Raw genomic sequence first — 25332 nt, 5'->3', positions numbered from 1 at the left:
AAAAGGCCGGGCATTGCCCGGCCTTTCTATTACGACTAACTCTCAACGCCGCCCATCTCAGGCCGCGGAATCGAAACTATCAACGGCTACGGAAGACAATGCGGCCTTTGCTCAGGTCGTACGGGGTCAGCTCAACGGTGACTTTGTCGCCCGTCAGAATGCGGATGTAGTTTTTGCGCATTTTACCGGAGATATGAGCGGTAACCACGTGCCCGTTTTCCAGCTCAACGCGGAACATGGTGTTAGGTAACGTATCAAGTACGGTACCCTGCATTTCAATATTGTCTTCTTTGGCCATCTAATCCTCTGGGGTATCACTACCGTAGTTTGAACCGGCAAGATAATGCCGAAGTTCGCTTATCATGTAAAGAATTGTTGGTGAAATCACCAATGAAAGTGCATTTTGCTTATTACCCGCCGGGTCACAGCTTGCGCATAGCAACGTCTGCGATGAAGAACGCAAAGAGATAAATGAGAGGGTATTCCCTTAAACAATAAATCCCAAACGATGGCGGGGTAGCAGGCAAAAGCCACTTAGCGGCGCTAATTATAACACCCTCACATAAAATGTGTTGTTAAACATTATTGTTCCAGCGTCTGCGGAACCCAGCAGTGAGGGCCTAAATGCTGCGGGCGAAGCTCCGCTAATGCCTGGAGATAATCCCGGCGGGGAATTTCTATCACGCCCAGCGAAGCCGTGTGCTCATTAAGCACCTGGCAGTCGATCAATTTGCCGCCGTGGCGAATAAAATGTTGGCAGAAAACCAGCAGCGCAGTTTTTGAGGCATTAACTCGTCGGCTGAACATAGATTCGCCGCAAAATAGCGCGCCTTGCGCGACGCCGTACATGCCGCCAACCAGCTCTTCGCCGTCCCATACCTCAATGGAATGTGCATGGCCTAATTCATGCAGGCGTAAATAGGCTTCTACAATTTCTGCGGTTATCCATGTCCCTTCATTTCGATCGCTCGCGCAGCCGTATAGCACGTGTTCAAAGGCATGGTTTAGCGTAACTTTATAAGGCGCAGCGCGGTGAAAGCGCTTCATGCTGCGGCTGAGGTGGAACTGCTCCGGATACAGCACGGCGCGAGGATCAGGGGACCACCACAGGATAGGGTCCCCGGGAGAAAACCACGGAAAAATACCGCGCTGATAGGCCATCAGCAGACGAGCGGGGCCAAGGTCGCCGCCAAGAGCCAGTAACCCATTGGGTTCACGCAACGCCCCTTCCGGCGAAGGAAAGGCAATCGAGTCACGAGAAAGCTGCACCAGGCGCATGACGACAAAAACTCCAGAGCAATATTGTATTGATAATAGTCTATTCAGAACGCCTAAAGGCGCTGGCGAAATTGATAATAACGTCCACCGGACGCCATCAATTCGGCGTGATTACCTTGCTCAATTATCTGCCCATTGTCCATCACAATTATGCTGTCAAAAGCGTTCAACCCCCGCAGCCGGTGGGTGACCATTAGCACGGTTTTATTCCTGGTGACTTCGGCTAATAAATCAAGAATTTGACGCTCGGTTTCTGCATCCAAACCTTCGGTAGGTTCGTCCAGCAGCATGAGAGGGGCGTTGTGCAACATCGCTCTCGCAATCGCAAGGCGGCGGAGCTCACCGCCGGACAGCTGACGGCCGCCTTCACCCAGCCAGCCGTTGAGTCCGCCGTCGTCCAGCAGTTTCTCCAGACCAACCTGGCCGAGGGCGGTGCTAAGCTGCTCATCGCTTGCCTCAGGGGCTGCCAGCAGCAGATTATCGCGCAGGGTGGCGCTGAACAGGTGCACACGCTGCGGTACGACGCTGGTTGCCCTGCGCAGCGTAGCTTCATCAAACGAGCTTAACGCGATGCCGTTAAGCTGAATCTCACCCTGCCGGGCATCCCATGCGCGAGTAAGTAATTGCAGCAGCGTAGATTTTCCGCAGCCGGTTTTGCCGAGAATAGCAATGCGTTGCCCGGCGTTGACGGACAAAGCGATATCTTTCAGCGCCGGCTGACTTTGCCCTGGATAGGTAAAGCTTACGCCACGAACTTCCAGAGCAGCCTGCTGTTGCTCGGGGTGCGAAGCTTCAGGGAAGGTAACTTCCGGAACCTGGCTGGTGATTTGCGTTACCCGTAGCGCAGAGGCAATAACCTGACCGAGATGTTGGAATGCGCCGGTAACCGGAGCCATTGCCTCGAAGGCTGCCAGCGCACAAAACACAAACAGGGCAATCAGCGCGCCGGGAGACTGGCTTTCACCGACGCCCGCCGACGCCATCCACAGCATAGTCAGGACGGCAATGCCGCTGATAAGCAGCATGACGGCCTGTGACAGCGCCGTTAGCCCGGCCTGGCGGCGCTGAGCCTCCTGCCAGCTATTTTCTGTAGCGTCTAACTGTTCACGCGCGCGGGTTGCTGCGCCGAAAATGGTTAACTCTGCGTGGCTTTGCAGCCAGGCGGTCAATTGCTGACGATAGTGCCCGCGCTGGACGGTCAGAGCTTCACCGGTTGGCTGCCCGGCGCGATAAAACAGTGGCGGCAGCAGGAGCAGCGTCGCGAGTAAAATTCCGCCCAGGGTTAACGCCAGGGTGGTATCGAGAAAACTCAGGCCAAAAGTCACCACCACGATAACGACAAAAGCGCCGACGAGCGGTGAAATAACCCGCAAGTAGAGGTGATCTAGCGTATCGACGTCCGCAACGACCCGGTTTAACAGTTCACCTTGACGGAAGCGGGCCAGCCCGGCAGGGGAGAGCGGCAGCAGCTTGCTGAAGGTAGAAACACGTAAATGCTGCAGCACGCGGAAGGTGGCATCATGGCTAACCAGACGCTCGAAATAACGGCCTGCGGTGCGGGTAATCGCCGCGCCGCGAACGCCTGCGGCAGGCAGCATGTAGTTAAAGCTGTAGAGCCCGGCAACGCCAACTACGGCAGACGCCGAAAGGAACCAGCCTGAGAGCGTCAACAGGCCAATGCTGGCGAGCAGCGTGATGATGGCTAGCACAACGCCTAAAGACAGTAACCACTTATGGCGACGATAGAGTGCCAGATAAGGCAACAGGGCGCGCATTAAATCTCCTCCTGACGGCTGGCCAGTAATACCGCAAAGGGGCCATCTTCCGCGGAAAGCTGAGCAAAACTTCCTTGCTGAACAATCTGCCCGTTACGCATCACCCATATTTGGTCCCAGTCGCTGATGTAATCCAGCTGGTGAGTGACCATCAGGGTAGTTTGCTGGCGGGATGCCTCGGTAAGCGCTTCCATAACGCGCTGTTCGCTATGAGCATCCAGGCTTGCCGCGGGTTCATCCAGCAGCAAAACTCCGCAAGGCGCGAGCAGTGCTCTGGCAACGGCCACTCGCTGTGCCTGGCCCATGGACAAACGCGTGGACTGGTCGCCAGGTGAGGTATCGATGCCTTCAGGCAGCAGCGGCAGAAACTCCGTCACCGACGCTTTATCCAGCGCCGCCTGCAGGCTGGTATCGTCCGCCTCAGGCAAGCCCAGTAGCACGTTATCCCGAAGTGTAGCGGCCGGTAGCTGAGGGTTCTGTCCCACCCAGCTAAGCTGCGCACGCCACCAGTCTGGTGAGAGCTGCGCCAGCTCGACGCCGTTGATAAGCAGCTGGCCCTGGTAGGGGAGGAACCCGGAAAGGACATTCAGCAGGGAGCTTTTGCCCGCGCCGCTTTGGCCGACCAGCGCCACGCGCAGCCCGGCAGGAAGCGTAAAGTTAAGCGGCCCGGCCAGCACTTTCCCCTCGGCAGACAGAATTGTCATTTCGCGAGCTTCGATAGCAAAAGGCCCGTTGCCGGATAGCTGCACCGTTCCCTGTTCGGGGTGCTGCAGCGGCGAGTCGAGGAAGGTCATCAGGGTATCTGCCGCGCCCACGGCCTGGGCTTTGGCGTGATAGAAGGTGCCCATATCACGCAGCGGCTGGAAGAATTCGGGAGCAAGAATAAGCGCCAGGAAGCCGGCAAACAGCGTTACGCCGGTGCCGTAGTGGCCAAAATTCAGCTCGCCAAGGTAAGAGAAACCGAAATAGACGGCAACCACGGCGATAGATAAAGAAGCGAAGAACTCCAGCACGCCGGAAGAAAGAAATGCCATGCGCAGCACTTCCATGGTGCGCTGGCGGAAGTCCTGACTAGCGGCACGAATGTTTTCGGTTTCCGCAGCGCCGCGGTTAAATACGCGGAGCGTTTCCATTCCGCGAAGGCGATCGAGGAAGTGCCCGCTGAGGCGCGCCAGCGCCTGGAAATTACGGCGGTTAGCATCGGCTGCGCCCATGCCTACCAGCGCCATAAAGATCGGGATAAGCGGCGCGGTGCCCAGCAAAATGAGCGCCGCTGCCCAGTTGATGGGGAAGATGGCGACGATAATCAGCAGGGGGACCATAACCGCCAGCGACATCTGGGGCAGGTAGCGCGCGTAATAGTCATGCATGTCTTCAATTTGTTCGAGGACCAGCGTCGCCCAACTGCCAACTGGCTTACCCTGAATCCAGGCTGGGCCGGCCTGGTGTAGCCTGTCGAGTACCTTGCGGCGAATTTCCTGGCGGATATGAAGTCCGGCATAAAAACCGACCTTTTCTCTCAGCCAGACGATCCAGGCGCGTAAAACAAACACCAGGACCAGCAAAATAAACGGCATGAGCAGCGCTTCACGCGGAATATTTTCCATAATCATGTGCTGGAGAATGCTGGCCAGCAGCCAGGCCTGGGCAACAATCAGTAAACCACTGACCAAACCGAGCAGGCGTGACAGGCCGAGCCAACGGCGAGAGATGAGACTTTGCTGCTTTAGCCAGAGGCTAAGTTCTTGCTGACGGGTTTTATTCATCGCGTGCCAGATGCTGGTAGAAGAAGGAAATCTCAGGCAATTTTGACAGGCAATGTTACATGGCAGAAACAAGAAAGGCGACCAGCAAGGCCGCCTTTTTTAACATCTTTAATTTATTTACACTGTTCGGCCAGGCCGTCGAGATAGCGCTCGGCGTCCAGCGCGGCCATACAGCCGGTACCCGCGGAGGTAATGGCCTGACGATAGATATGATCCATCACGTCGCCAGCGGCAAAGACGCCAGGGATGCTGGTTTGGGTTGCGTTGCCGTGAATACCAGACTGCACCTTGATGTAGCCGTTTTCCAGCTCCAGCTGGCCGTTGAAAATCGCGGTATTCGGACTGTGGCCGATAGCCACAAATAAGCCTGCAACTTCCAGCTCTTCGATAATGTCGGTATTTTGCGTATCACGGAGGCGAAGGCCGCTGACGCCCATCTGATCGCCGGTCACTTCTTCCAGCGTGCGGTGGGTGTGCAGCACGATGTTGCCGTTCTGTACTTTATCCATCAGACGATTAATCAGGATCTTCTCCGCGCGGAAGCTGTCGCGGCGGTGGATCAGATGCACTTCAGAGGCGATGTTCGCCAGATACAGCGCTTCTTCGACTGCGGTATTCCCGCCGCCGATGACCGCGACTTTCTGGTTGCGGTAAAAGAAGCCATCGCAGGTGGCACAGGCTGAAACGCCGCGGCCTTTGAATGCTTCTTCGGAAGGCAGGCCCAGATAACGTGCAGAGGCGCCGGTCGCAATAATCAGCGCGTCGCAGGTGTATTCGCCGCTGTCGCCCACCAGGCGGAACGGACGGTTCTGCAGATCGACGCTGGTGATGTGGTCGAAGAGAATTTCGGTTTCGAACTTGGCCGCATGCTCGTGCATGCGTTCCATCAGTAACGGACCGGTCAGGTCGTTAGGATCGCCAGGCCAGTTTTCGACTTCGGTCGTGGTGGTCAGCTGACCGCCTTTTTCCATGCCGGTAATCAGTACCGGTTTTAAGTTGGCGCGTGCAGCGTAGACCGCTGCGGTATAGCCCGCAGGGCCGGAGCCAAGAATAAGCAGCTTACTGTGTTTAGCTGTGCCCATGAGATCCTCATTGAACGTTTACAGACAATGGGGGTGATTGTAGGGAATTCGTTGCATTAAAAAAAGAGTGCAGCAATGTTGTTAACGATGTGTGTCATCGATGCTGCCTATAAGCCCAATGAATATCACCGTCATGTGCATAAATAATCATTGTAATAGCACGGTAATCACGGGGCGAAAATGATGAATAATCATCAGCCAAAAGGAATATCTGGCACGTTCCACTAAAAATAGATGTTTTGCTTTGACAATCCCCTAAGCATTTGCGAAAACATTCGAGGAAGAAAAACATTTGGTGATGTGGAAGCCGCGTGCTCTCGCGCAAACCTGATGCAAATTTACCGAGTTATTGAAATTTACGCATGACGTGGACAGACGTTATGCGTGATGTCGATAGCAGCCGAAAGGCATCGGTCTTCTCACGTACACCCTGAACATTGACGTCACCAGGGTTATGGCAGGTGAAGGAAGGAATAGAGAGAGACAATAATAATGGTAGATAGCAAGAAGCGCCCGGGCAAAGATCTCGACCGTATCGATCGCAATATTCTCAACGAATTGCAAAAGGATGGGCGCATTTCTAACGTTGAGCTTTCCAAGCGTGTTGGGCTTTCGCCGACGCCGTGCCTTGAGCGCGTTCGTCGTCTGGAACGTCAGGGTTTTATTCAGGGCTATACGGCGCTGTTAAACCCGCATTATCTGGATGCCTCACTGTTGGTCTTTGTTGAGATTACTCTGAATCGTGGCGCCCCGGATGTGTTTGAGCAATTTAACGCCGCAGTGCAAAAACTTGAAGAAATTCAAGAGTGTCATCTCGTATCCGGTGATTTCGACTACCTGTTGAAAACACGCGTGCCGGATATGTCGGCGTATCGTAAACTCTTAGGTGAGACCCTGCTGCGTCTGCCGGGCGTTAACGACACCCGTACTTATGTTGTCATGGAAGAGGTCAAACAGAGTAACCGTTTGGTCATTAAGACCCGTTAATACGGGCCAGGTGCAAAATTGGCGTATTTTGGTTACACTCCTGGGAATCCATACAGCAACAGCTCCGGCATGCCGCCGGTGCTGTTGTCTCCATTGAGTTTAAGGACCTGGAGAGCCTTTCTTGAGCCAGGAATATACCGAAGATAAAGAAGTAACATTGCGGAAACTGAGCAGCGGGCGCCGTTTACTCGAGGCTTTGCTGATCCTTGTCGCCTTATTTGCCATCTATTTGATGGTTGCCTTGTTAAGCTTTAACCCCTCAGACCCTAGCTGGTCTCAAACCGCGTGGCATGAGCCTATCCATAATCTGGGTGGCGCGCCGGGAGCGTGGTTTGCCGATACGTTGTTCTTCATTTTCGGCGTGATGGCGTACACCATTCCGGTGATCATCATCGGTGGCTGCTGGTTCACCTGGCGGCAGCGCGACAGTGAAGAGTTCATCGATTATTTTGCCGTTTCGCTGCGCCTTATCGGCGTGCTTGCTATGGTGCTGACCTCGTGCGGGCTGGCGGCCATCAATGCGGACGATATCTGGTACTTCGCCTCGGGCGGCGTGCTGGGCAGTTTGCTCAGTACCGCTATGATGCCGTTACTTAACAGCAGCGGCGGCACAATTGCGCTGCTTTGCGTATGGGCGGCTGGTCTGACGCTGTTCACCGGCTGGTCCTGGGTCAGCATTGCCGAGAAGCTCGGCAGCGCGGTGTTAACCGTTCTTACGTTTGCCAGCAATCGCACCCGTCGGGATAACACCTGGCAGGATGAGGACGAGTACGAAGAAGAGCACCATGCAGACGAACAGCAGCACGTTTCTACCGAGAAGCGTGAATCCCGTCGGGCGCGTATTTTACGCGGGGCGCTTGCACGTAAGCAGCGTCTGTCGCAGAAGTTTGCTAACCCTAACGGCCGCAAAACGGATGCAGCGTTGTTCTCCGGCAAGCGGATGGACGATGCAGAAGACGACGTCCTGTTCAGCGCGCGTGGCGTAGAGGCCGACCCGAACGATGTGCTGTTCTCCGGGCACAAAGCGACGCTGCCGGAAGAGCAAGAATACGATCCGCTGTTCAGCGGGCATTCTGCCGTTGAGCCGATTGCTGCGGCCGCTGCGGCAACGACCGCTAACCAGTCGTGGGCAGCACCTGTGCCGCCGGTTGCGCCAATGCCTCCGGTATCCACACCGGCTCCTGTCGTTGAGGCCGAGCCCGCTGCTCCCGCGATTGCATGGGAACCAGCGCCGACAACGGTCACGCCAGAGCCGGTTATTGCTCCTGCTCCGGATCATTACACTTCTCCGCATCCAGCAAGCGTACAGCAGCAAGTTCCGCATGAGATCCATCAAAGCTGGGCTGAACCTGTTGCGCCTGCGGCTCAGCCATTCGCAGAGCCACAGCCGGCGCCAGAGCCGGTAGAAGAGGTGAAATACGTTCGCCCGCCGATGTACCACTTTGAAGAAGTGGAAGAGAAGCGCGCCCGTGAACGTGAGCAGCTTGCGGCCTGGTATCAGCCCGTTAATGAGCCGAAGCCCGATCCTTATAACTATGCGCCAGCAACACCTGCGGTGCCTGAGCCTGTTCAGCCAACGATCCCGACCCCAGCGCCAGTTTCAGCCCCGTTAACGGCGCCTGAAATGCCGGTGCCGGACGTGACCCAAACTGCATCGGGCGTGCAGCAGGCGGCAAAAATTGCGGCTGGAGCGGCGGCATTTTCACCGGTATTCAGCATTGCCAGCGATGCTCCGCGTCCTCAGGTAAAAGAAGGCATTGGTCCTCAACTGCCGCGTCCGAACCGGGTACGTGTCCCGACTCGCCGTGAGCTGGCGTCTTATGGGATAAAACTGCCTTCCCAGCGCATGGCCGAAGAGCAGGCCCGACTGGCGGAGAGCCAGCAGTCCGACGACGATTATGGCGATGAAAACGATGCGCTGCAGCAGCACGAGCTGGCCCGCCAGTTTGCGGCCCAGCAGCAGCAGCGCTATGGCGAAGAGTTCGAAGACGAAACCTGGTCTGAAGAAGATCGGGCGGAAGCGGAAGAAGCTGAACTTGCGCGTCAGTTCGCTGCGCAGCAACAGCAGCGCTACAGCGAGCAGCCACAGCAAAATAACGCTCCGTTCTCACTGGATGATTTTGATTTCCAGTCATCGCTGAAAGAGCTGGTGGACGATACGCCGAGCGAGCCGCTGTTCACACCGAGCTTTGAGCCTGTATCTCAGCCGGTTCAACACAGCCAGCCGGTTGCTCAGCCAGCCCAGTATGCTCAGGCGACGCAGCATCAGCCTGCCGCACCTGAGCCAAAAGAGAGCCTGATCCACCCGTTCCTGATGCGTAACGGCGACGATCGCCCGCTTCAGAAACCCACTACGCCGCTGCCGTCACTGGATCTGCTGACTTCACCTCCAACTGAAGTTGAGCCGGTAGATACCTTTGCGATGGAGCAGATGGCTCGTCTGGTGGAAGCCCGTCTGGCGGATTACCGCATTAAAGCCGACGTGGTGGATTATTCTCCGGGTCCGGTCATCACACGTTTCGAGCTGGATTTGGCTCCGGGCGTGAAGGCTGCGCGTATTTCGAACCTTTCCCGTGACCTGGCGCGCTCGCTGTCGACCGTTGCCGTGCGTGTGGTTGAGGTTATTCCGGGCAAACCGTACGTTGGCCTTGAACTGCCGAACAAAAAACGTCAGACCGTTTACCTGCGTGAAGTGCTCGACTGCGCTAAATTCCGCGACAACGGCTCTCCGTTGACCGTGGTTCTGGGGAAAGACATCGGCGGTGAGCCGGTGGTCGCAGATCTGGCGAAGATGCCTCACCTGCTGGTGGCGGGTACGACCGGTTCCGGTAAGTCGGTTGGCGTGAACGCCATGATCATCAGCATGCTGTACAAAGCGACGCCGGAAGAAGTTCGCTTCATCATGATCGATCCGAAAATGCTTGAGCTGTCGGTGTACGAAGGGATCCCGCATCTGCTGACCGAAGTGGTTACAGACATGAAGGATGCCGCGAATGCCCTGCGCTGGAGCGTGAACGAGATGGAGCGCCGCTATAAGCTGATGTCCGCGCTTGGCGTGCGTAACCTGGCTGGCTACAACGAGCGTGTGCTGGAAGCCGGGCGTATGGGGCGTCCTATTCCCGATCCGTTCTGGAAACCTGGCGACAGCATGGATGCAACCCATCCAATGCTGGAAAAACTGCCCTATATCGTGGTGCTGGTGGACGAGTTTGCCGACCTGATGATGACGGTTGGTAAAAAGGTTGAAGAGCTGATTGCCCGTCTGGCACAAAAAGCACGTGCGGCCGGTATTCACCTCGTTCTGGCAACCCAGCGCCCATCGGTTGACGTCATTACCGGCCTTATCAAAGCCAACATTCCAACCCGTATCGCGTTTACGGTGTCGAGCAAAATTGACTCACGCACCATCCTTGACCAGGGCGGCGCGGAATCCCTGCTGGGCATGGGGGATATGCTTTACTCTGCGCCAAACTCTACGACGCCGATTCGTGTACACGGTGCCTTTGTCCGCGATGAAGAAGTTCATGCGGTGGTTCAGGACTGGAAAGCGCGTGGTCGCCCGCAATACATTACCGGTATTACCGAGGATGAAGGCAGCGGCGACGGCAGCGGCGGTGGTATGGACGGCGATGAAGAGCTGGATCCGCTGTTCGATCAGGCAGTCGCTTTCGTGGTTGAGAAACGTAAAGCATCCATCTCCGGCGTACAGCGCCAGTTCCGCATTGGCTACAACCGTGCGGCGAGGATCGTTGAGCAAATGGAAGCGCAGGGGATCGTGAGTCCACAGGGGCACAACGGTAACCGCGAAGTTCTTGCTCCGCCTCAGTTTGAGTAATTCGGCTGAGTGCGAACCCACTGAGTGAATAAGAGCCGCACACGCGGCTCTTTTTGCAAAGATGGGTAAATTACCGGAAAATCAGCTTATTCTTCTGTTGCGGTAGGCAAAGACTTCACTACAGTGAGCAGCAGAAGCGCCATCGTCAGGTGGTCAATGCATCCAGAGGGAACATAATGAAAAAAATCGTAATTGCCTGTGCGCTATTATCCGCGATGACCGCAACCGGAGCCTGGGCTGACGCTGCGGGCGATCTGCAGGGTCGTCTCGATAAAGTCGGTAGCTTCCATGCCAGCTTCACCCAGAAAGTCACCGATGGCAGCGGGGCTGCGGTGCAGGAAGGCCAGGGCGACCTGTGGGTTAAACGTCCAAACCTGTTTAACTGGCACATGACCCAGCCTGATGAAAGCATCCTGGTGTCCGACGGCAAAACCCTGTGGTTCTACAACCCGTTTGTCGAGCAGGTCACGGCAACCTGGCTGAAAGATGCCACCGGCAATACGCCGTTTATGCTGATTGCCCGCAACCAGTCCAGCGACTGGAAGCAGTACAACATCAAACAGAACGGCGATGATTTTGTGCTAACGCCAAAAAGCAGCTCGGGCAACCTGAAACAGTTCACCATTAACGTGGGCCGCGACGGCACAATTCATCAGTTCAGCGCGGTGGAGCAGGACGACCAGCGCAGCAGCTATACTTTGAAGGCTCAGCAAAACGGTGCTGTGGATGCCGGTAAGTTTACGTTCACCCCGCCAAAAGGCGTTACGGTGGACGACCAACGTAAATAGAGGCTTGAGTGGGCAACCTGTCGCTCGATTTTTCAGATAATACCTTCCAGCCGCTGGCCGCGCGTATGCGGCCAGAAAACCTGGCCCAGTATATCGGGCAGCAGCATCTGCTGGCTGCCGGAAAACCGCTGCCCAGGGCCATTGAAGCAGGCCATCTGCATTCCATGATCCTCTGGGGGCCGCCGGGAACCGGTAAAACCACCTTAGCCGAAGTGATTGCCCGCTATGCAAACGCGGACGTCGAGCGTATTTCAGCGGTAACCTCTGGCGTGAAAGAGATCCGCGAAGCCATCGAGCGAGCGCGGCAAAACCGCAATGCCGGGCGGCGTACCATCCTGTTTGTGGACGAAGTTCACCGCTTCAATAAAAGCCAGCAGGATGCTTTTCTGCCGCACATTGAAGACGGCACCATCACCTTTATTGGCGCGACGACCGAAAACCCTTCGTTTGAGCTGAACTCGGCGCTTCTTTCCCGTGCCCGTGTTTATCTGCTGAAATCGCTCACCGTAGCGGACATCGAGCAGGTGCTCGAGCAGGCGATGAGCGATAAAGAGCGGGGCTACGGCGGGCAAAATATTGTGCTGCCGGACGAGACGCGAAAAGCCATTGCTGAACTGGTGAACGGCGATGCGCGTCGGGCGCTGAATACGCTGGAAATGATGGCGGACATGGCCGAGACAGACCCCAGCGGCAATCGTGTTTTACAGACTCAGTTGCTGACCGAGATTGCCGGCGAACGCAGCGCTCGCTTTGATAATAAAGGCGACCGTTTTTATGACCTTATTTCGGCGGTGCATAAATCTATTCGTGGCTCCTCGCCTGACGCCGCCCTTTACTGGTACGCCCGCATTATTAGCGCAGGCGGCGACCCGCTTTACGTTGCCCGGCGTTTGCTGGCCATCGCTTCGGAAGACGTGGGTAATGCCGACCCAAGAGGTATGCAGGTGGCGATTAGCGCCTGGGATTGTTTCACTCGCGTAGGGCCTGCGGAAGGGGAGAGAGCGATTGCCCAGGCAATTGTTTATCTGGCCTGCGCGCCGAAAAGTAACGCAGTTTACACCGCATTCAAGGCCGCAATGGCGGATGCGCGTGAGCGCCCTGATTATGACGTTCCCGTTCATCTGCGCAATGCCCCTACGAAGCTGATGAAAGAAATGGGGTATGGCCAGGAATACCGTTACGCTCACGATGAGCCGAACGCCTATGCTGCCGGGGAAGAGTACTTCCCGCCTGAAATGGCACAAACGCGCTACTATCGGCCGACCAGCAGAGGCCTGGAAGGTAAGATTGGCGAAAAGCTAGCCTGGCTTACCGATCAGGATCAGAAAAGCCCCACAAAACGCTACCGCTAATGCAGACGTTGCGGTAAGGTTAGCAAGACTACCAAAGCGGCCGCAGGCTGTGGCCGCACTCCCTTTAAATTCAATTCGATAAGCACAGGATAAGCATGCTCGATCCCAATCTGCTGCGTACAGAGCCAGACGCAGTCGCTGAAAAACTGGCACGCCGAGGCTTTAAGCTGGATGTAGAAACGCTGCGCTCTCTGGAAGAGCGTCGTAAAGTACTGCAGGTCAAAACGGAAAATCTGCAGGCTGAACGTAACTCGCGATCGAAATCCATCGGCCAGGCGAAAGCGCGCGGAGAAGACATTGAGCCGCTGCGCCTGCAGGTTAACCAGCTGGGCGAAGAGCTGGATGCAGCGAAAAACGAGCTTGATTCTCTGCTGGCGGAAATTCGCGATATCTCGCTGACCCTGCCAAACATTCCTGACGACTGCGTGCCGATGGGCAAAGACGACAGCGAAAACGTTGAAATTAGCCGCTGGGGCGAACCGCGCAAGTTTGATTTTGAAGTTCGCGACCACGTAACCCTGGGCGAAATGGCAAAAGGCCTCGACTTCGCCGCTGCGGTTAAACTGACCGGTTCTCGTTTTGTGGTGATGCAGGGGCAGATTGCTCGTATGCACCGTGCCCTGACCCAGTTCATGCTGGATCTGCACACCGAGCAGCACGGCTACATGGAAAACTATGTACCGTATCTGGTTAATCAGGACACCCTGTACGGTACTGGCCAGCTGCCGAAGTTTGGCGGAGACCTGTTCCATACCCGTCCGCTGGAAGAAGAAGCTGACAGCAGCAACTATGCGCTGATCCCAACCGCAGAAGTGCCGCTGACTAACCTGGTCCGCGACGAAATTCTCGACGATGAATCGCTTCCACTGAAGCTTACCGCGCATACGCCGTGCTTCCGTTCTGAAGCGGGTTCTTATGGTCGCGATACCCGGGGTCTGATCCGTCAGCACCAGTTCGATAAAGTTGAGATGGTGCAGATCGTTCGCCCGGAAGACTCAATGGACGCGCTGGAAGAGTTGACCGGCCACGCGGAGAAAGTGCTTCAGCTGCTGGGTCTGCCATACCGTAAGGTGCTGCTGTGCAGCGGTGATATCGGTTTCGGTTCGGCTAAAACCTACGATCTGGAAGTCTGGTTGCCCGCGCAGAATACCTACCGTGAAATCTCTTCCTGCTCAAACATGTGGGATTTCCAGGCGCGTCGTTTACAGGCACGCTGCCGTAATAAGGCAGACAAGAAAACTCGCCTGGTACACACCCTGAACGGTTCCGGTCTGGCGGTTGGCCGTACCCTGGTCGCGGTGCTGGAAAACTACCAGCAGGCCGATGGCCGTATTCAGGTGCCGGAAGCGCTGCGTCCGTACATGAATGATCTGGAATACATCGGTTAATCAACCGTTTGTAACCAACCAGAAAAGCGCCTTAGGGCGCTTTTTTTATGCCGAAAGCCAGGCCCTTTCCGCCAACACCGCCTTTCTTGATACCAGACAATAACCCCTACTCCCAAATAAGTATTATTGCTCCCCGGAAAGCGGGTGATGATAGTTCAATTAAAACTTTCTGCTAATCATCATTTGACGACCGTGCTTCACAAGGCGTGACGCGGCCAGGTCAATCCTCCAACAAATATTAACCGGACACCCCTTTCAACTTTAACTGCGCAGCGGCATGTGGGCTCTCAGCCCGCGTTGCCGCTGTCAGCTTATTTTAACTGTGAGCAAAACAAGTAGGTCACTATGACTGATAAAACCCCTAACGCGATCCTCGCGGCAGAGGTCAGCCGTCGTAAGCTGGTCCAAACCACGGCAATCGGTGGTTTAGCTGCTGCAACTAGCGCCTTCTCGCTTCCCTTTTCCAGATTCGCCTTTGCCGAGCCCGCCGTAAACCCCGGTGGCGATGAGAAAGTGGTCTGGAGCGCCTGTACGGTGAACTGCGGCAGCCGCTGCCCGCTGCGTATGCATGTGGTGGACGGCGAAATTAAATACGTTGAAACCGATAACACCGGTGATGATGACTACGAAGGTTTACATCAGGTTCGTGCCTGCCTGCGTGGCCGTTCAATGCGCCGCCGTGTCTACAATGCTGACCGCCTCAAATATCCGATGAAGCGCGTAGGTGCTCGCGGAGAAGGTAAGTTTGAACGCATCAGCTGGGATGAAGCATTCGACACCATTGCCAATAGCATGAAAGGCATCATCAAAGAGTATGGCAACGAAGCTATCTACCTGAACTACGGCACGGGCACGCTGGGCGGGACCATGACGCGCTCCTGGCCACCGGGCTCCACGCTGATTGCGCGCCTGATGAACTGCTGCGGCGGTTATCTTAACCACTATGGTGACTATTCCACGGCGCAGATCGCCGCGGGCCTGAACTACACCTACGGCGGCTGGGCGGACGGCAACAGTCCGTCTGATATCGAAAACAGCAAGCTGGTGGTGTTGTTTGGTAACAACCCCGGCGAAACTCGTATGAGCGGCGGCGGGGTAACCTATTATCTCGAGCAGGCTCGCCAGAAATCCAACGCACGAATGATTATTATCGACCCGCGCTATACCGATACCGGCGCGGGGCGCGAAGATGAGTGGATCCCTATTCGCCCAGGTACCGATGCGGCGCTGATCTCCGCGCTGGCGTGGGTGATGATAAATGAAGACCTCGTCGACCAGGCTTTCCTGGATAAATACTGCGTAGGCTACGATGACAAAACGCTGCCAGCGGGTGCACCGCACAATGGGCACTATAAGGCTTACATACTCGGTCAGGGCGTTGATGGCGTAGCTAAAACACCTGAATGGGCCTCGCAGATAACCGGAATACCGGTCGATCGCATTATCAAACTCGCCCGTGAAATCGGCAGCGCGAAACCGGCCTTTATCAGCCAGGGCTGGGGGCCGCAGCGTCACTCCAACGGCGAGCTGGTTTCCCGCGCAATCGCCATGCTTTCTATCCTGACCGGTAACGTCGGTATTCACGGCGGTAACAGCGGGGCGCGCGAAGGTTCCTATAGTTTGCCGTTCGTTCGTATGCCAACGCTGGAAAACCCTGTTCAGACCAGCATCTCAATGTTTATGTGGACTGACGCTATCGATCGCGGGGCCGAAATGACGGCCACACGTGACGGCGTACGCGGCAAAGATAAGTTAGATGTGCCTATCAAAATGGTCTGGAACTATGCCGGTAACTGCCTGATTAACCAGCATTCCCAGATCAACCGCACCCACGACATTCTGCAGGATGACAAGAAGTGCGAGATGATTGTGGTTATCGACAACCACATGACTTCCTCTGCGAAATACGCCGATATTCTGCTCCCGGACTGCACGGCTTCCGAGCAGATGGATTTCTGCCTTGATGCCTCCTGCGGCAACATGTCTTACGTTATCTTCGCTGAGCAGGCCATCAAGCCTCGGTTTGAATGCAAAACCATCTATGAGATGACCACCGAACTTGCGAAGCGCATGGGCGTGGAGCCTGCGTTTACCGAAGGGCGAACTCAGGAAGGCTGGATGCGTCACCTTTACGCTCAGTCCCAGAAAGCGATCCCTGAGTTGCCGAGTTTTGACGAGTTCCGCCAGCAGGGAATGTTCAAAAAACGTGACCCGGAAGGGCACCACGTGGCCTACAAAGCCTTCCGTGAAAATCCGCAGGCGAATCCGTTAACCACGCCGTCCGGCAAGATTGAAATCTACTCCGCGCAGCTGGCTGAGATTGCCGCCACATGGGAACTACCTGAAGGCGACGTTATCGATCCGCTGCCGGTCTATAGCGCCGGCTTCGAGAACGTTGGCGATCCGCTGGCGGAGAAATGGCCGCTGCAGATGACGGGCTTCCACTATAAGGCCCGTACTCACTCAACCTACGGCAACGTTGACGTGTTGAAGGCCGCCTGTCGTCAGGAGATGTGGATCAACCCGCTTGATGCAAAACAGCGCGGCATCGCCAATGGTGATGAAGTCCGTATTTTCAACGACCGTGGGGAAGTACGCATTAACGCCAAAGTTACGCCACGCATCATTCCTGGCGTTGTCGCCTTAGGGGAAGGAGCCTGGTATAGCCCGGATGCCAACAAGGTAGACCGCGCGGGCAGCATCAACGTGCTGACCACTCAGCGCCCGTCACCGCTGGCAAAAGGCAATCCATCCCACAGTAACCTGGTCCAGGTTGAAAAGGCGTAAGGAGCAGTAAATGACAACCCAATATGGCTTTTATATCGACTCCAGCCGCTGCACCGGCTGCAAAACCTGTGAACTGGCGTGCAAGGATTTTAAGAACCTGACTCCGGACGTGAGCTATCGCCGCATTTATGAATATGCGGGCGGCAACTGGCAGGAGGATAACGGCGTATTCCACCAGGATGTCTTCGCCTACTATCTTTCTATCTCTTGTAACCACTGTGAAGATCCGGCCTGTACTAAGGTCTGCCCGAGCGGCGCGATGCATAAGCGCGACGATGGCTTTGTGGTGGTGAACGAAGACGTGTGTATCGGCTGCCGCTACTGCCATATGGCGTGTCCGTACGGCGCGCCTCAGTACAACGAAGAGAAAGGCCACATGACCAAGTGCGACGGCTGCTACGAGCGTGTTGCCGAGGGGAAAAAGCCGATCTGCGTAGAGTCCTGCCCGCTGCGTGCGCTGGATTTAGCACCTATCGACGAGTTACGCAAAAAGTACGGTACTCAGGCCGCTATTGCCCCGCTGCCAGCATCGCACTTCACAAAACCTAACATCGTGATTAAACCTAACGCCAACAGCCGCCCAAGTGGGGATACCAGCGGTTATCTGGCCAACCCGAAGGAGGTGTGAGATGGGAAACGGATGGCATGAATGGCCGCTGATGGTCTTTACGGTACTGGGCCAGTGCGTTGCGGGCGGGTTTATCGTTATGGCGCTGGCATTGCTTTACGGCGTGAACGACAGGGCGACCCGCAGGCGCGCCGAGCTGATGATGGTTGTGCTCTGGATCCTGATGGGCGTCGGTTTCATCGCCTCTATACTGCACCTCGGTTCACCGCTGCGCGCCTTCAACTCCCTGAATCGCCTCGGCAGTTCGGCATTGAGTAATGAAATTGCCAGCGGCTCGGTATTCTTTGCCGTGGGCGGTTTCTGGTGGCTGTTGACCGTACTCGGCAAAATGCCCCAGGCGCTCGGCAAAGCCTGGGTCGTGGTGACTATGATTCTGGGCGTGGTATTTGTCTGGATGATGAGCCGGGTGTATTTAATCGATACGGTACCGACCTGGTTTAGCGTCTGGACGCCGATGAACTTCTTCCTGACGATGTTTATCGGCGGCCCGCTGCTTGGCTACCTGCTGCTGCGTGCGGCAGGCGTTAGCGGCTGGGGGATGCGTATTCTGCCGGTCATCACGCTGCTGGCGCTGGTAGTCAGCATGATTGTTGTGCTGATGCAGGGCATGGAGCTGGCAACGCTGCACAGCTCCATTCAGCAGGCTTCTGCGCTGGTGCCGGAGTACGGCTCGCTGATGGCGTGGCGGATGGTTCTGCTGGTCCTCGCGCTGGTCTGCTGGATTGCGCCGCAGCTGAAAGGATATCGTCCGGGCGTTGGTCTGCTGACGCTGGCAATGGTGTTTGTGCTTGCCGGTGAACTCATTGGTCGGGGCGTCTTCTACGGGCTGCATATGACGGTTGGTATGGCGATCGCGAGTTAACATTTCATTGAGTTATAAGCGCGTCTACGGGCGCGCTTTTTCATGCTTTCAGATAAGAAAATCTCACCTGAATATCCATGAAATTTTTCATTGCTCATTTTGGCCTGCTTTTCGCTATATCGCATCAAAAACAGGGAGATACAATTTACGTGACCCCGGTCACTTATTCGCAGGATAAGTTTTTCAAATCGTTCCCGCCATAACCCCTCTCACCCCCCATTATTGCTGGATTGACAATCCATTTGCCGGTGGCATGATGCGCACAAATTTGTTCACTTCCTCACGGCTCGACACCCATGACCATCTATACCCGCCCCGTATTGCTGCTGCTTTGCGGGCTACTGCTGCTGACTCTGGCGATGGCGGTTTTAAACACGCTCGTCCCGCTTTGGCTGGCTCACGATAACCTTCCTACCTGGCAGGTCGGGATGGTGGGCTCTGCGTACTTCACCGGTAACCTGGTGGGCACGTTGATTACCGGGTGGGTGATTAAGCGTTACGGGTTTAACCGCAGCTACTATCTGGCCTCCGTTATCTTTGCGGTGGGCTGTATTGGCCTCGGGCTGATGGTGGGCTTCTGGAGCTGGATGGTCTGGCGGTTTGTTGCCGGCGTCGGCTGCGCCATGATTTGGGTGGTGGTTGAAAGCGCGCTGATGTGCAGCGGCACCTCACGCAACCGCGGCCGCCTGTTGGCCGCTTATATGACCGTCTATTACATCGGGATGGTCGTCGGTCAGCTGATGGTCAGCAAACTCTCCACCGAGCTGATGAACGTGCTGCCGTGGGCTACCGCGCTGGTGCTGGCTGCTATCCTGCCGCTGCTGTTTACTCATATCGTGAGCGACGGCGATGAACATCGTGATAACTCGCCGGTCTGGCCGATGCTGCGCCTGCGTCAGGCTCGTCTGGGCGTGAACGGCTGCATCATGTCCGGCATTGTCCTCGGCTCGCTGTACGGCCTGATGCCGCTTTACCTTAACCATCAGGGCGTAAGCGATGCAGGCATCGGCTTCTGGATGGCGCTGATGATAAGCGCGGGCATCGTTGGCCAGTGGCCGATGGGGCGTCTGGCGGATAAATACGGTCGCCTGCTGGTGCTGCGCGTTCAGGTCTTTGTGGTGATCCTCGGCTGCCTGGCGATGCTCAGCAATGCCGCAATGGGGCCGGCGCTGTTCGTCCTGGGCGCGTTTGGCTTCACGCTTTACCCGGTTGCGATGGCCTGGGCCTGCGAAAGAATTGAACGCCATCAGCTGGTGGCGATGAACCAGGCTCTGCTGCTGAGCTACACCATCGGCAGCCTGATTGGGCCAACTATCACCGCGCTGCTGATGCAGAATTACTCGGACAACGTGCTGTTTATCATGATGGCCGCGGTGTCGTTTGTGTACCTGATGATGCTGCTGCGCAAAGCCGGTCAGCATCCTACGCCGGTGGCTCACGCCTGATCCTGATTTTTTATTGTTTCCCTGACGCGTATTCCTGACTCGGAATACGCGTTTTTGTATGGGAAAATGCCCCGTTAATATAAGGGGGAACGATGAATACGGTTAACTTTACGCTGGCCCAAATTGAAGCCTTTGCCTGCGTTTGCGAATGCGGCACCCTCACCAAAGCGGCTAAAAAGCTCAATAAAGACCGGACCACGGTCAGCCAGCTGCTGGATTATCTCGAAATTGACCTCGGCTATACGCTGTTCGATCGTTCTACCCGTCCTTTGACCTTAACCGAACCCGGCAAGCTATTGTACCGACAGGCCCGGTTATTTCTTCATGAGGCTCAGGCTTTCTCAGAGGCCGCGCGGCAGATGCCGGGCCAGATAGAGACCCGCCTGACGCTATGCTATGACCCTTTCACGCCAAGAGATTTCTTACTGCGGCTGGTGGAGAAGCTTGCGGCCGAACAGATAACGCTCGATCTGCTGATGAGTGAACGCCCGGAGGCCGAAAGCTGGCTGGATCAGGGCAGGGCGCATATCGGCATTTACCAGGCGCTAAATCGCTCGGTGAACGACAGGCTCCAGTGGCGAGCGGTGGGCAGCCTGGCATTGGCGGCATGGGCGAAAACAGGCTTCTTTAAAACCAAACCGGTCTCACTCCTACGTCTTGCCGCCAGCACGCAGCTGATGCCTTATCGCGAGCTTCCTGATTCACTGGCACAGCGCATTCAAATTGCCGATCGGGTAATACGCGTCAACGAACTTTCTCTGCTGGAAAAGCGACTGTGTGCCGGAGAAGGCTGGGCGTTTTTACCGCGGCACTTTAGGGTAGAAAACTGGCCGGGCATTGAGCGACTGGATACGGAAGTTGGAGATAGAGGGTTGCTGCACCCGGTGGTGGCGCTTTGGAAACCCGGGCATATTGCGCAATCTCAGCTTGAGAAGGTCATGGCGGCGATAGATGCCGCCTGGCAGGAAGCGTAATGACCGTGCCCCCTTCAACGGGAGCACGTAGTGGGGCTAGTACATTACTTTATGACCGTACTGCTCCAGAATGCCTTTGACCCGATCCATGGTTTCTTTCTTCGGCGGATGGACGCCGTCCAGCTTGTACTCTTCGCCCATGGCAACCCATTTATGTTTGCCAAGCTCGTGGTACGGCAGCAGCTCGATTTTCTCAACGTTGCCCATATCGCGGGTAAATTCCCCAAGGCGATGCGCGGAGTCGTCGTCATCAGACCAGCCCGGCACGACCACGTAGCGGATCCACACTTTAATGTCTTTTTTCGACAGATACCGGGCAAACTCGAGCGTGCGGTGATTTGAAACGCCCACCAGGTTTTGGTGGATTTCGTCGTTCATTTGTTTGAGATCGAGCATCACCAGGTCGGTAACCTCCAGCAGCTCATCAATCACCGGATCGTAGCGACGAACAAAGCCGTTGGTGTCCAGGCAGGTATGAATACCTTCTTTATGGCAGGCGCGGAACCAGTCACGCACGAACTCGGCCTGCAGGATAGCCTCACCGCCGGACGCGGTGACGCCGCCGCCGGAAGCGTTCATAAAGTGGCGATAGGTGACAACTTCTTTCATCAGCTCTTCTACCGTCACTTCTTTGCCGCCGTGGGTATCCCAGGTGTCGCGGTTGTGGCAGTAAAGGCAGCGCATCAGGCAGCCCTGGAAGAAGGTGATAAAGCGGATACCGGGACCGTCTACGGTACCACAGGATTCAAAAGAGTGAATTCGTCCGATTGCTGACATTGCGGTGATCTCTCCAGGTGTGGCCCATCCAGGACCTGTGTCGTGCACAGCTCAAGCCGGCTGTGTTAAGTCTGTTTTGGCAGATACCCAAGTATAGATAGCTGGCAAAGCAGGCTGGGGGCAGAGAGGTGAGTAAAAAGGCCCCACAAGAGTGGAGCCTTTATATATTACGCTTCTTCAGTCTAACAAGGAATTAGATGGACTGAGTGAAGGTACGGGTAATAACGTCCTGCTGCTGTTCTTTGGTCAGCGAGTTGAAGCGGACTGCGTAACCGGATACACGAATGGTCAGCTGAGGATATTTCTCAGGGTTTTCCATCGCGTCCAGCAGCATTTCACGGTTCATGACGTTCACGTTCAGGTGCTGACCACCTTCGATGTTCGCTTCGTGGTGGAAGTAACCGTCCATCAGGCCTGCAAGGTTGGTTTTACGCACGTCATCGTCTTTACCCAGCGCGTTTGGCACGATGGAGAAGGTATAGGAGATACCATCTTTCGCGTAGGCAAACGGCAGTTTAGCCACGGAGGTCAGAGAGGCAACAGCACCTTTCTGGTCACGGCCGTGCATTGGGTTAGCGCCTGGACCGAACGGAGTACCTGCGCGACGACCGTCTGGGGTGTTACCGGTTTTCTTACCATAAACCACGTTAGAGGTGATGGTCAGAACAGACTGAGTCGCGATAGCGCCACGGTAGGTGGTCAGTTTCTGAATTTTCTTCATGAAACGTTCTACCAGGTCAACGGCGATGTCATCTACGCGAGGATCGTTGTTACCGAACTGTGGATATTCACCTTCGATTTCGAAGTCGATAGCCAGACCGTCTTCGTCACGAATTGGTTTAACTTTCGCGTATTTGATTGCAGACAGGGAGTCAGCTGCAACGGACAGACCCGCGATACCACAAGCCATGGTGCGAACAACGTCACGGTCGTGCAGAGCCATCAGGGACGCTTCGTAGCTGTATTTATCATGCATGTAGTGAATGATGTTCAGCGCGGTAACGTACTGTTTAGCCAGCCAGTCCATGAAGTGATCCAGACGATCCAACACGTTGTCGTAGTCCAGAACGTCTGCGGTGATTGGCGCTTCTTTAGGACCAACCTGCATTTTCAGTTTTTCATCAACGCCGCCGTTGATTGCATACAGCATGGTTTTCGCCAGGTTTGCACGAGCACCGAAGAACTGCATTTGCTTACCAACGATCATTGGGCTTACGCAGCAAGCGATAGCGTAGTCATCGTTGTTGAAGTCAGGGCGCATCAGATCGTCATTCTCGTACTGCAGAGAAGAGGTATCGATGGAAACTTTAGCCGCGTATTTTTTGAAGTTCAGTGGCAGTTTTTCAGACCACAGAATGGTGATGTTTGGCTCCGGAGACGGCCCCATGGTGTACAGGGTGTTCAGGAAGCGGAAGCTGTTTTTGGTCACCAGAGTACGGCCATCAACGCCCATACCGCCGATAGATTCTGTTGCCCAGATTGGGTCACCGGAGAACAGCTCATCGTATTCTGGGGTACGCAGGAAGCGAACCATACGCAGTTTCATGACCAAGTGGTCAATCATTTCCTGAGCGTCTTGCTCGTTGATTTTGCCTGCTTTGATGTCGCGTTCGATATAGGCATCCAGGAAGGTGGATACGCGACCGAAGGACATTGCAGCGCCGTTCTGAGATTTAACCGCAGCCAGGTAGCCGAAGTAAGTCCACTGAATTGCTTCCTGTGCGTTGGTAGCAGGACCGGAGATATCGCAGCCATATTTAGCGGCCATCTCTTTGATCTGACCCAGCGCACGGTGCTGTTCGGAGATTTCTTCACGCAGACGAATAGTCGCTTCCAGGTCTTCACCGTTTTCCAGTTTGGTCTGCAGTGAGTTGAACTGAGCGAACTTGTCTTTCATCAGGTAGTCGATACCGTACAGCGCAACGCGACGGTAGTCACCGATGATACGGCCACGGCCATACGCATCTGGCAGACCGGTAATAACACCGGACTTACGGCAGTTCAGGATGTCTTTGGTGTAAACGTCAAACACGCCCTGGTTGTGAGTTTTGCGGTATTCAGTGAAGATCTTTTTCAGCATTGGGTCGAGTTCACGACCGTATACTTTGCAAGAACCTTCGACCATTTTGATGCCGCCGAACGGAATGATGGCACGTTTCAGAGGAGCATCGGTCTGCAGACCCACGATGGTTTCGAGGGACTTGTTGATGTAGCCCGCATCATGAGAAGTGATGGTGGAAGCGAGGTCGGTATCGAAGTCAACTGGCGCGTGAGTGCGGTTTTCCAGTTTGACGCCTTCCATCACTTTGTCCCACAGAGTGGTAGTTGCGTCGGTAGCACCTGCCAGGAAGGACTCATCACCCTCATACGGGGTGTAGTTTTTCTGAATAAAGTCACGCACGTTGACTTCATTCTGCCATTCGCCTTTAGCAAAACCTTCCCAGGCTGTGGCTAACTTTTCATTAAGCTCGGACATGTAACACCTACCTTCTAATGTGGAGTTCTTAAACCTACGTGTTGGCTAAACTTAGTGTTTATCGCCACCGCGCAGATAAATTACCCAGTATGTCAACCCAACCAGTAAACCTCCTCCGATAATGTTTCCGATGGTGACTGGAATCAGGTTATCGGTAATGAAGTTCAGCACGGTCAGATGCGAGAAACTTTCCGGAGAGGACCCTACGGCGGTCCAGAATTCCGGGCTGGCAAAGTCACGAACCACGATAGCCATCGGGATCATGAACATGTTTGCGATGCTGTGCTCAAAGCCGCAGGCAACAAACATGGCAACCGGAAGGATCATAGCAAACATCTTGTCCATCAGGCTGCGGCCGGAGTAGCTCATCCAGACGGCGAGACACACCATCAGGTTCGCCAGAATGCCGAGGCAGACGGCCTCAACAAACGTGTGATGCATTTTATGGTCAGCGGTCTGCAGGACGTTAAGGCCCCAGGCGCCGTTGGCTGTCATATACATGCCGGACAGCCAGATAAGAAGCACAAAGAGCAGGGCTCCGACCAGGTTACCAATATAAACATTAGCCCAGTTACGCAGCAGCTGGCACCAGGTGATGCGGCCGCTGGCTTTGGCTACGACGATCAGCACGGTGGAGGTAAAGAGGTCTGCACCGCAGATAACGCAAAGAATTAAACCCAGTGAGAAGCATGTGCCGCCAATCAGTTTGGCAATCCCGAAGGGGATAGTGGATGTGCCCGTTGTGGCGGTGATGTAGAACACGAAGGCAATCGAAATGAAGACGCCTGCGGTAATCGCTAAGTAAAAGGTCGTTAGCGGCTGTTTTGTTGCTTTATAGACGCCAGCATCTTCGGCAATTTTTGCCATCGCTGGCGGGAGTACTAGATCAAAAGGGTTGTCAGCTTTCACACTAACTCTCTCTTATTTAATTCGGCGAGGAGATACTAACAAAGCATTATAGAGTAAAAATTGATGTGGATCATATCTCGCCAAGCTAATAGGCACTGAAAAAGCAGGTCTTTATCTGTTTTTCAGCATAACTAATTGATTATACATGAAAAAATAAATTTTAATATTTATAGATAAAATTTAATCCAGCCCGTTCCTCGCACAAAAATGGTTAATTACAATG

Annotated in this window: 18 protein-coding genes; 10 read left to right on the top strand and 8 right to left on the bottom strand. The window is 55.1% G+C overall.

The annotated features are described in order from the left end of the window. Positions 1 to 79: 79 nt before the first annotated feature. The 5 genes from infA to trxB form a co-directional block, all read right to left on the bottom strand. Positions 80 to 298 (bottom strand): translation initiation factor IF-1, encoded by a 219-nt coding sequence (infA, locus tag HX778_RS18755; protein ID WP_002211347.1) that lies wholly within the window; start codon positions 296 to 298, stop codon positions 80 to 82. Between the two features lie 284 nt (positions 299 to 582). Beyond that, entirely contained in the window at positions 583 to 1278 is a 696-nt protein-coding gene (gene aat / locus HX778_RS18750) for a leucyl/phenylalanyl-tRNA--protein transferase (RefSeq protein ID WP_176982760.1), read from the bottom strand. 53 nt (positions 1279 to 1331) lie between these two features. Continuing rightward, on the bottom strand, positions 1332 to 3053 hold the full coding sequence (gene cydC, locus HX778_RS18745; RefSeq protein ID WP_176982759.1) for a cysteine/glutathione ABC transporter ATP-binding protein/permease CydC: 1722 nt from the start codon (positions 3051 to 3053) through the stop codon (positions 1332 to 1334). Then, positions 3053 to 4819 carry a cysteine/glutathione ABC transporter permease/ATP-binding protein CydD gene (gene cydD, locus HX778_RS18740; RefSeq protein WP_176982758.1) on the bottom strand — a complete coding sequence of 589 codons (1767 nt, stop codon included), beginning with the start codon at positions 4817 to 4819 and terminating at the stop codon, positions 3053 to 3055. Before cydD ends, cydC begins: the two co-directional genes overlap by 1 nt. 113 nt (positions 4820 to 4932) lie before the next feature. Continuing rightward, on the bottom strand, positions 4933 to 5901 hold the full coding sequence (gene trxB / locus HX778_RS18735; RefSeq protein WP_038474084.1) for a thioredoxin-disulfide reductase: 969 nt from the start codon (positions 5899 to 5901) through the stop codon (positions 4933 to 4935). 492 nt (positions 5902 to 6393) lie between these two features. Here trxB and lrp point away from each other — a divergent pair, with 492 nt between their 5' ends. From lrp to HX778_RS18685, 10 genes are all read left to right on the top strand, one after another. Then, positions 6394 to 6888 (top strand): leucine-responsive transcriptional regulator Lrp, encoded by a 495-nt coding sequence (gene lrp / locus HX778_RS18730; protein WP_000228469.1) that lies wholly within the window; start codon positions 6394 to 6396, stop codon positions 6886 to 6888. 121 nt (positions 6889 to 7009) lie between these two features. Next, the gene (locus tag HX778_RS18725; RefSeq protein WP_176982757.1) at positions 7010 to 10723 is read left to right on the top strand and encodes a DNA translocase FtsK 4TM domain-containing protein; all 3714 of its coding nucleotides are present in this window, start codon (positions 7010 to 7012) and stop codon (positions 10721 to 10723) included. A 176-nt stretch (positions 10724 to 10899) separates the two neighbouring features. Beyond that, the gene (gene lolA / locus HX778_RS18720) at positions 10900 to 11511 is read left to right on the top strand and encodes an outer membrane lipoprotein chaperone LolA (RefSeq protein ID WP_038474073.1); all 612 of its coding nucleotides are present in this window, start codon (positions 10900 to 10902) and stop codon (positions 11509 to 11511) included. Between the two features lie 8 nt (positions 11512 to 11519). Then, positions 11520 to 12863 carry a replication-associated recombination protein A gene (locus tag HX778_RS18715; protein ID WP_176982756.1) on the top strand — a complete coding sequence of 448 codons (1344 nt, stop codon included), beginning with the start codon at positions 11520 to 11522 and terminating at the stop codon, positions 12861 to 12863. 95 nt (positions 12864 to 12958) lie between these two features. Then, positions 12959 to 14251: a serine--tRNA ligase gene (serS, locus tag HX778_RS18710; RefSeq protein ID WP_038474067.1), complete on the top strand. Its 1293-nt coding sequence runs from the start codon at positions 12959 to 12961 to the stop codon at positions 14249 to 14251. Between the two features lie 345 nt (positions 14252 to 14596). After that, a complete protein-coding gene (gene dmsA, locus HX778_RS18705; protein ID WP_176982755.1) occupies positions 14597 to 17038 on the top strand; it encodes a dimethylsulfoxide reductase subunit A in 2442 nt (813 codons plus the stop codon). A 10-nt stretch (positions 17039 to 17048) separates the two neighbouring features. Continuing rightward, entirely contained in the window at positions 17049 to 17666 is a 618-nt protein-coding gene (locus tag HX778_RS18700; protein ID WP_176982754.1) for a DMSO/selenate family reductase complex B subunit, read from the top strand. Position 17667: 1 nt separating this feature from the next. Further along, entirely contained in the window at positions 17668 to 18528 is an 861-nt protein-coding gene (locus HX778_RS18695) for a dimethyl sulfoxide reductase anchor subunit family protein (RefSeq protein WP_176982753.1), read from the top strand. 296 nt (positions 18529 to 18824) lie between these two features. Continuing rightward, positions 18825 to 19973, top strand: a complete 1149-nt coding sequence (locus HX778_RS18690; RefSeq protein WP_038474055.1) for an MFS transporter — start codon at positions 18825 to 18827, stop codon at positions 19971 to 19973. A 92-nt stretch (positions 19974 to 20065) separates the two neighbouring features. Further along, positions 20066 to 20947 carry a LysR family transcriptional regulator gene (locus HX778_RS18685; protein ID WP_176982752.1) on the top strand — a complete coding sequence of 294 codons (882 nt, stop codon included), beginning with the start codon at positions 20066 to 20068 and terminating at the stop codon, positions 20945 to 20947. 36 nt (positions 20948 to 20983) lie between these two features. On the opposite strand, the gene pflA is transcribed toward HX778_RS18685, so the two are convergent. The 3 genes from pflA to focA form a co-directional block, all read right to left on the bottom strand. Further along, positions 20984 to 21724, bottom strand: coding sequence for a pyruvate formate lyase 1-activating protein (gene pflA, locus HX778_RS18680; RefSeq protein WP_038474049.1), 741 nt, complete (start codon positions 21722 to 21724; stop codon positions 20984 to 20986). Positions 21725 to 21917: 193 nt separating this feature from the next. Next, complete coding sequence (gene pflB / locus HX778_RS18675; RefSeq protein ID WP_038474046.1) at positions 21918 to 24200, bottom strand: formate C-acetyltransferase; 2283 nt, start codon at positions 24198 to 24200, stop codon at positions 21918 to 21920. 51 nt (positions 24201 to 24251) lie between these two features. Further along, entirely contained in the window at positions 24252 to 25109 is an 858-nt protein-coding gene (gene focA / locus HX778_RS18670; protein WP_038474043.1) for a formate transporter FocA, read from the bottom strand. Positions 25110 to 25332 lie beyond the last annotated feature (223 nt).

The sequence above is a fragment of the Cedecea sp. P7760 genome, assembly GCF_013386425.1.
In the GTDB taxonomy this organism is placed as follows: Bacteria; Pseudomonadota; Gammaproteobacteria; order Enterobacterales; family Enterobacteriaceae; genus Cedecea; species Cedecea selenatireducens.
This window is presented reverse-complemented; position numbering and strand designations above follow the sequence as displayed.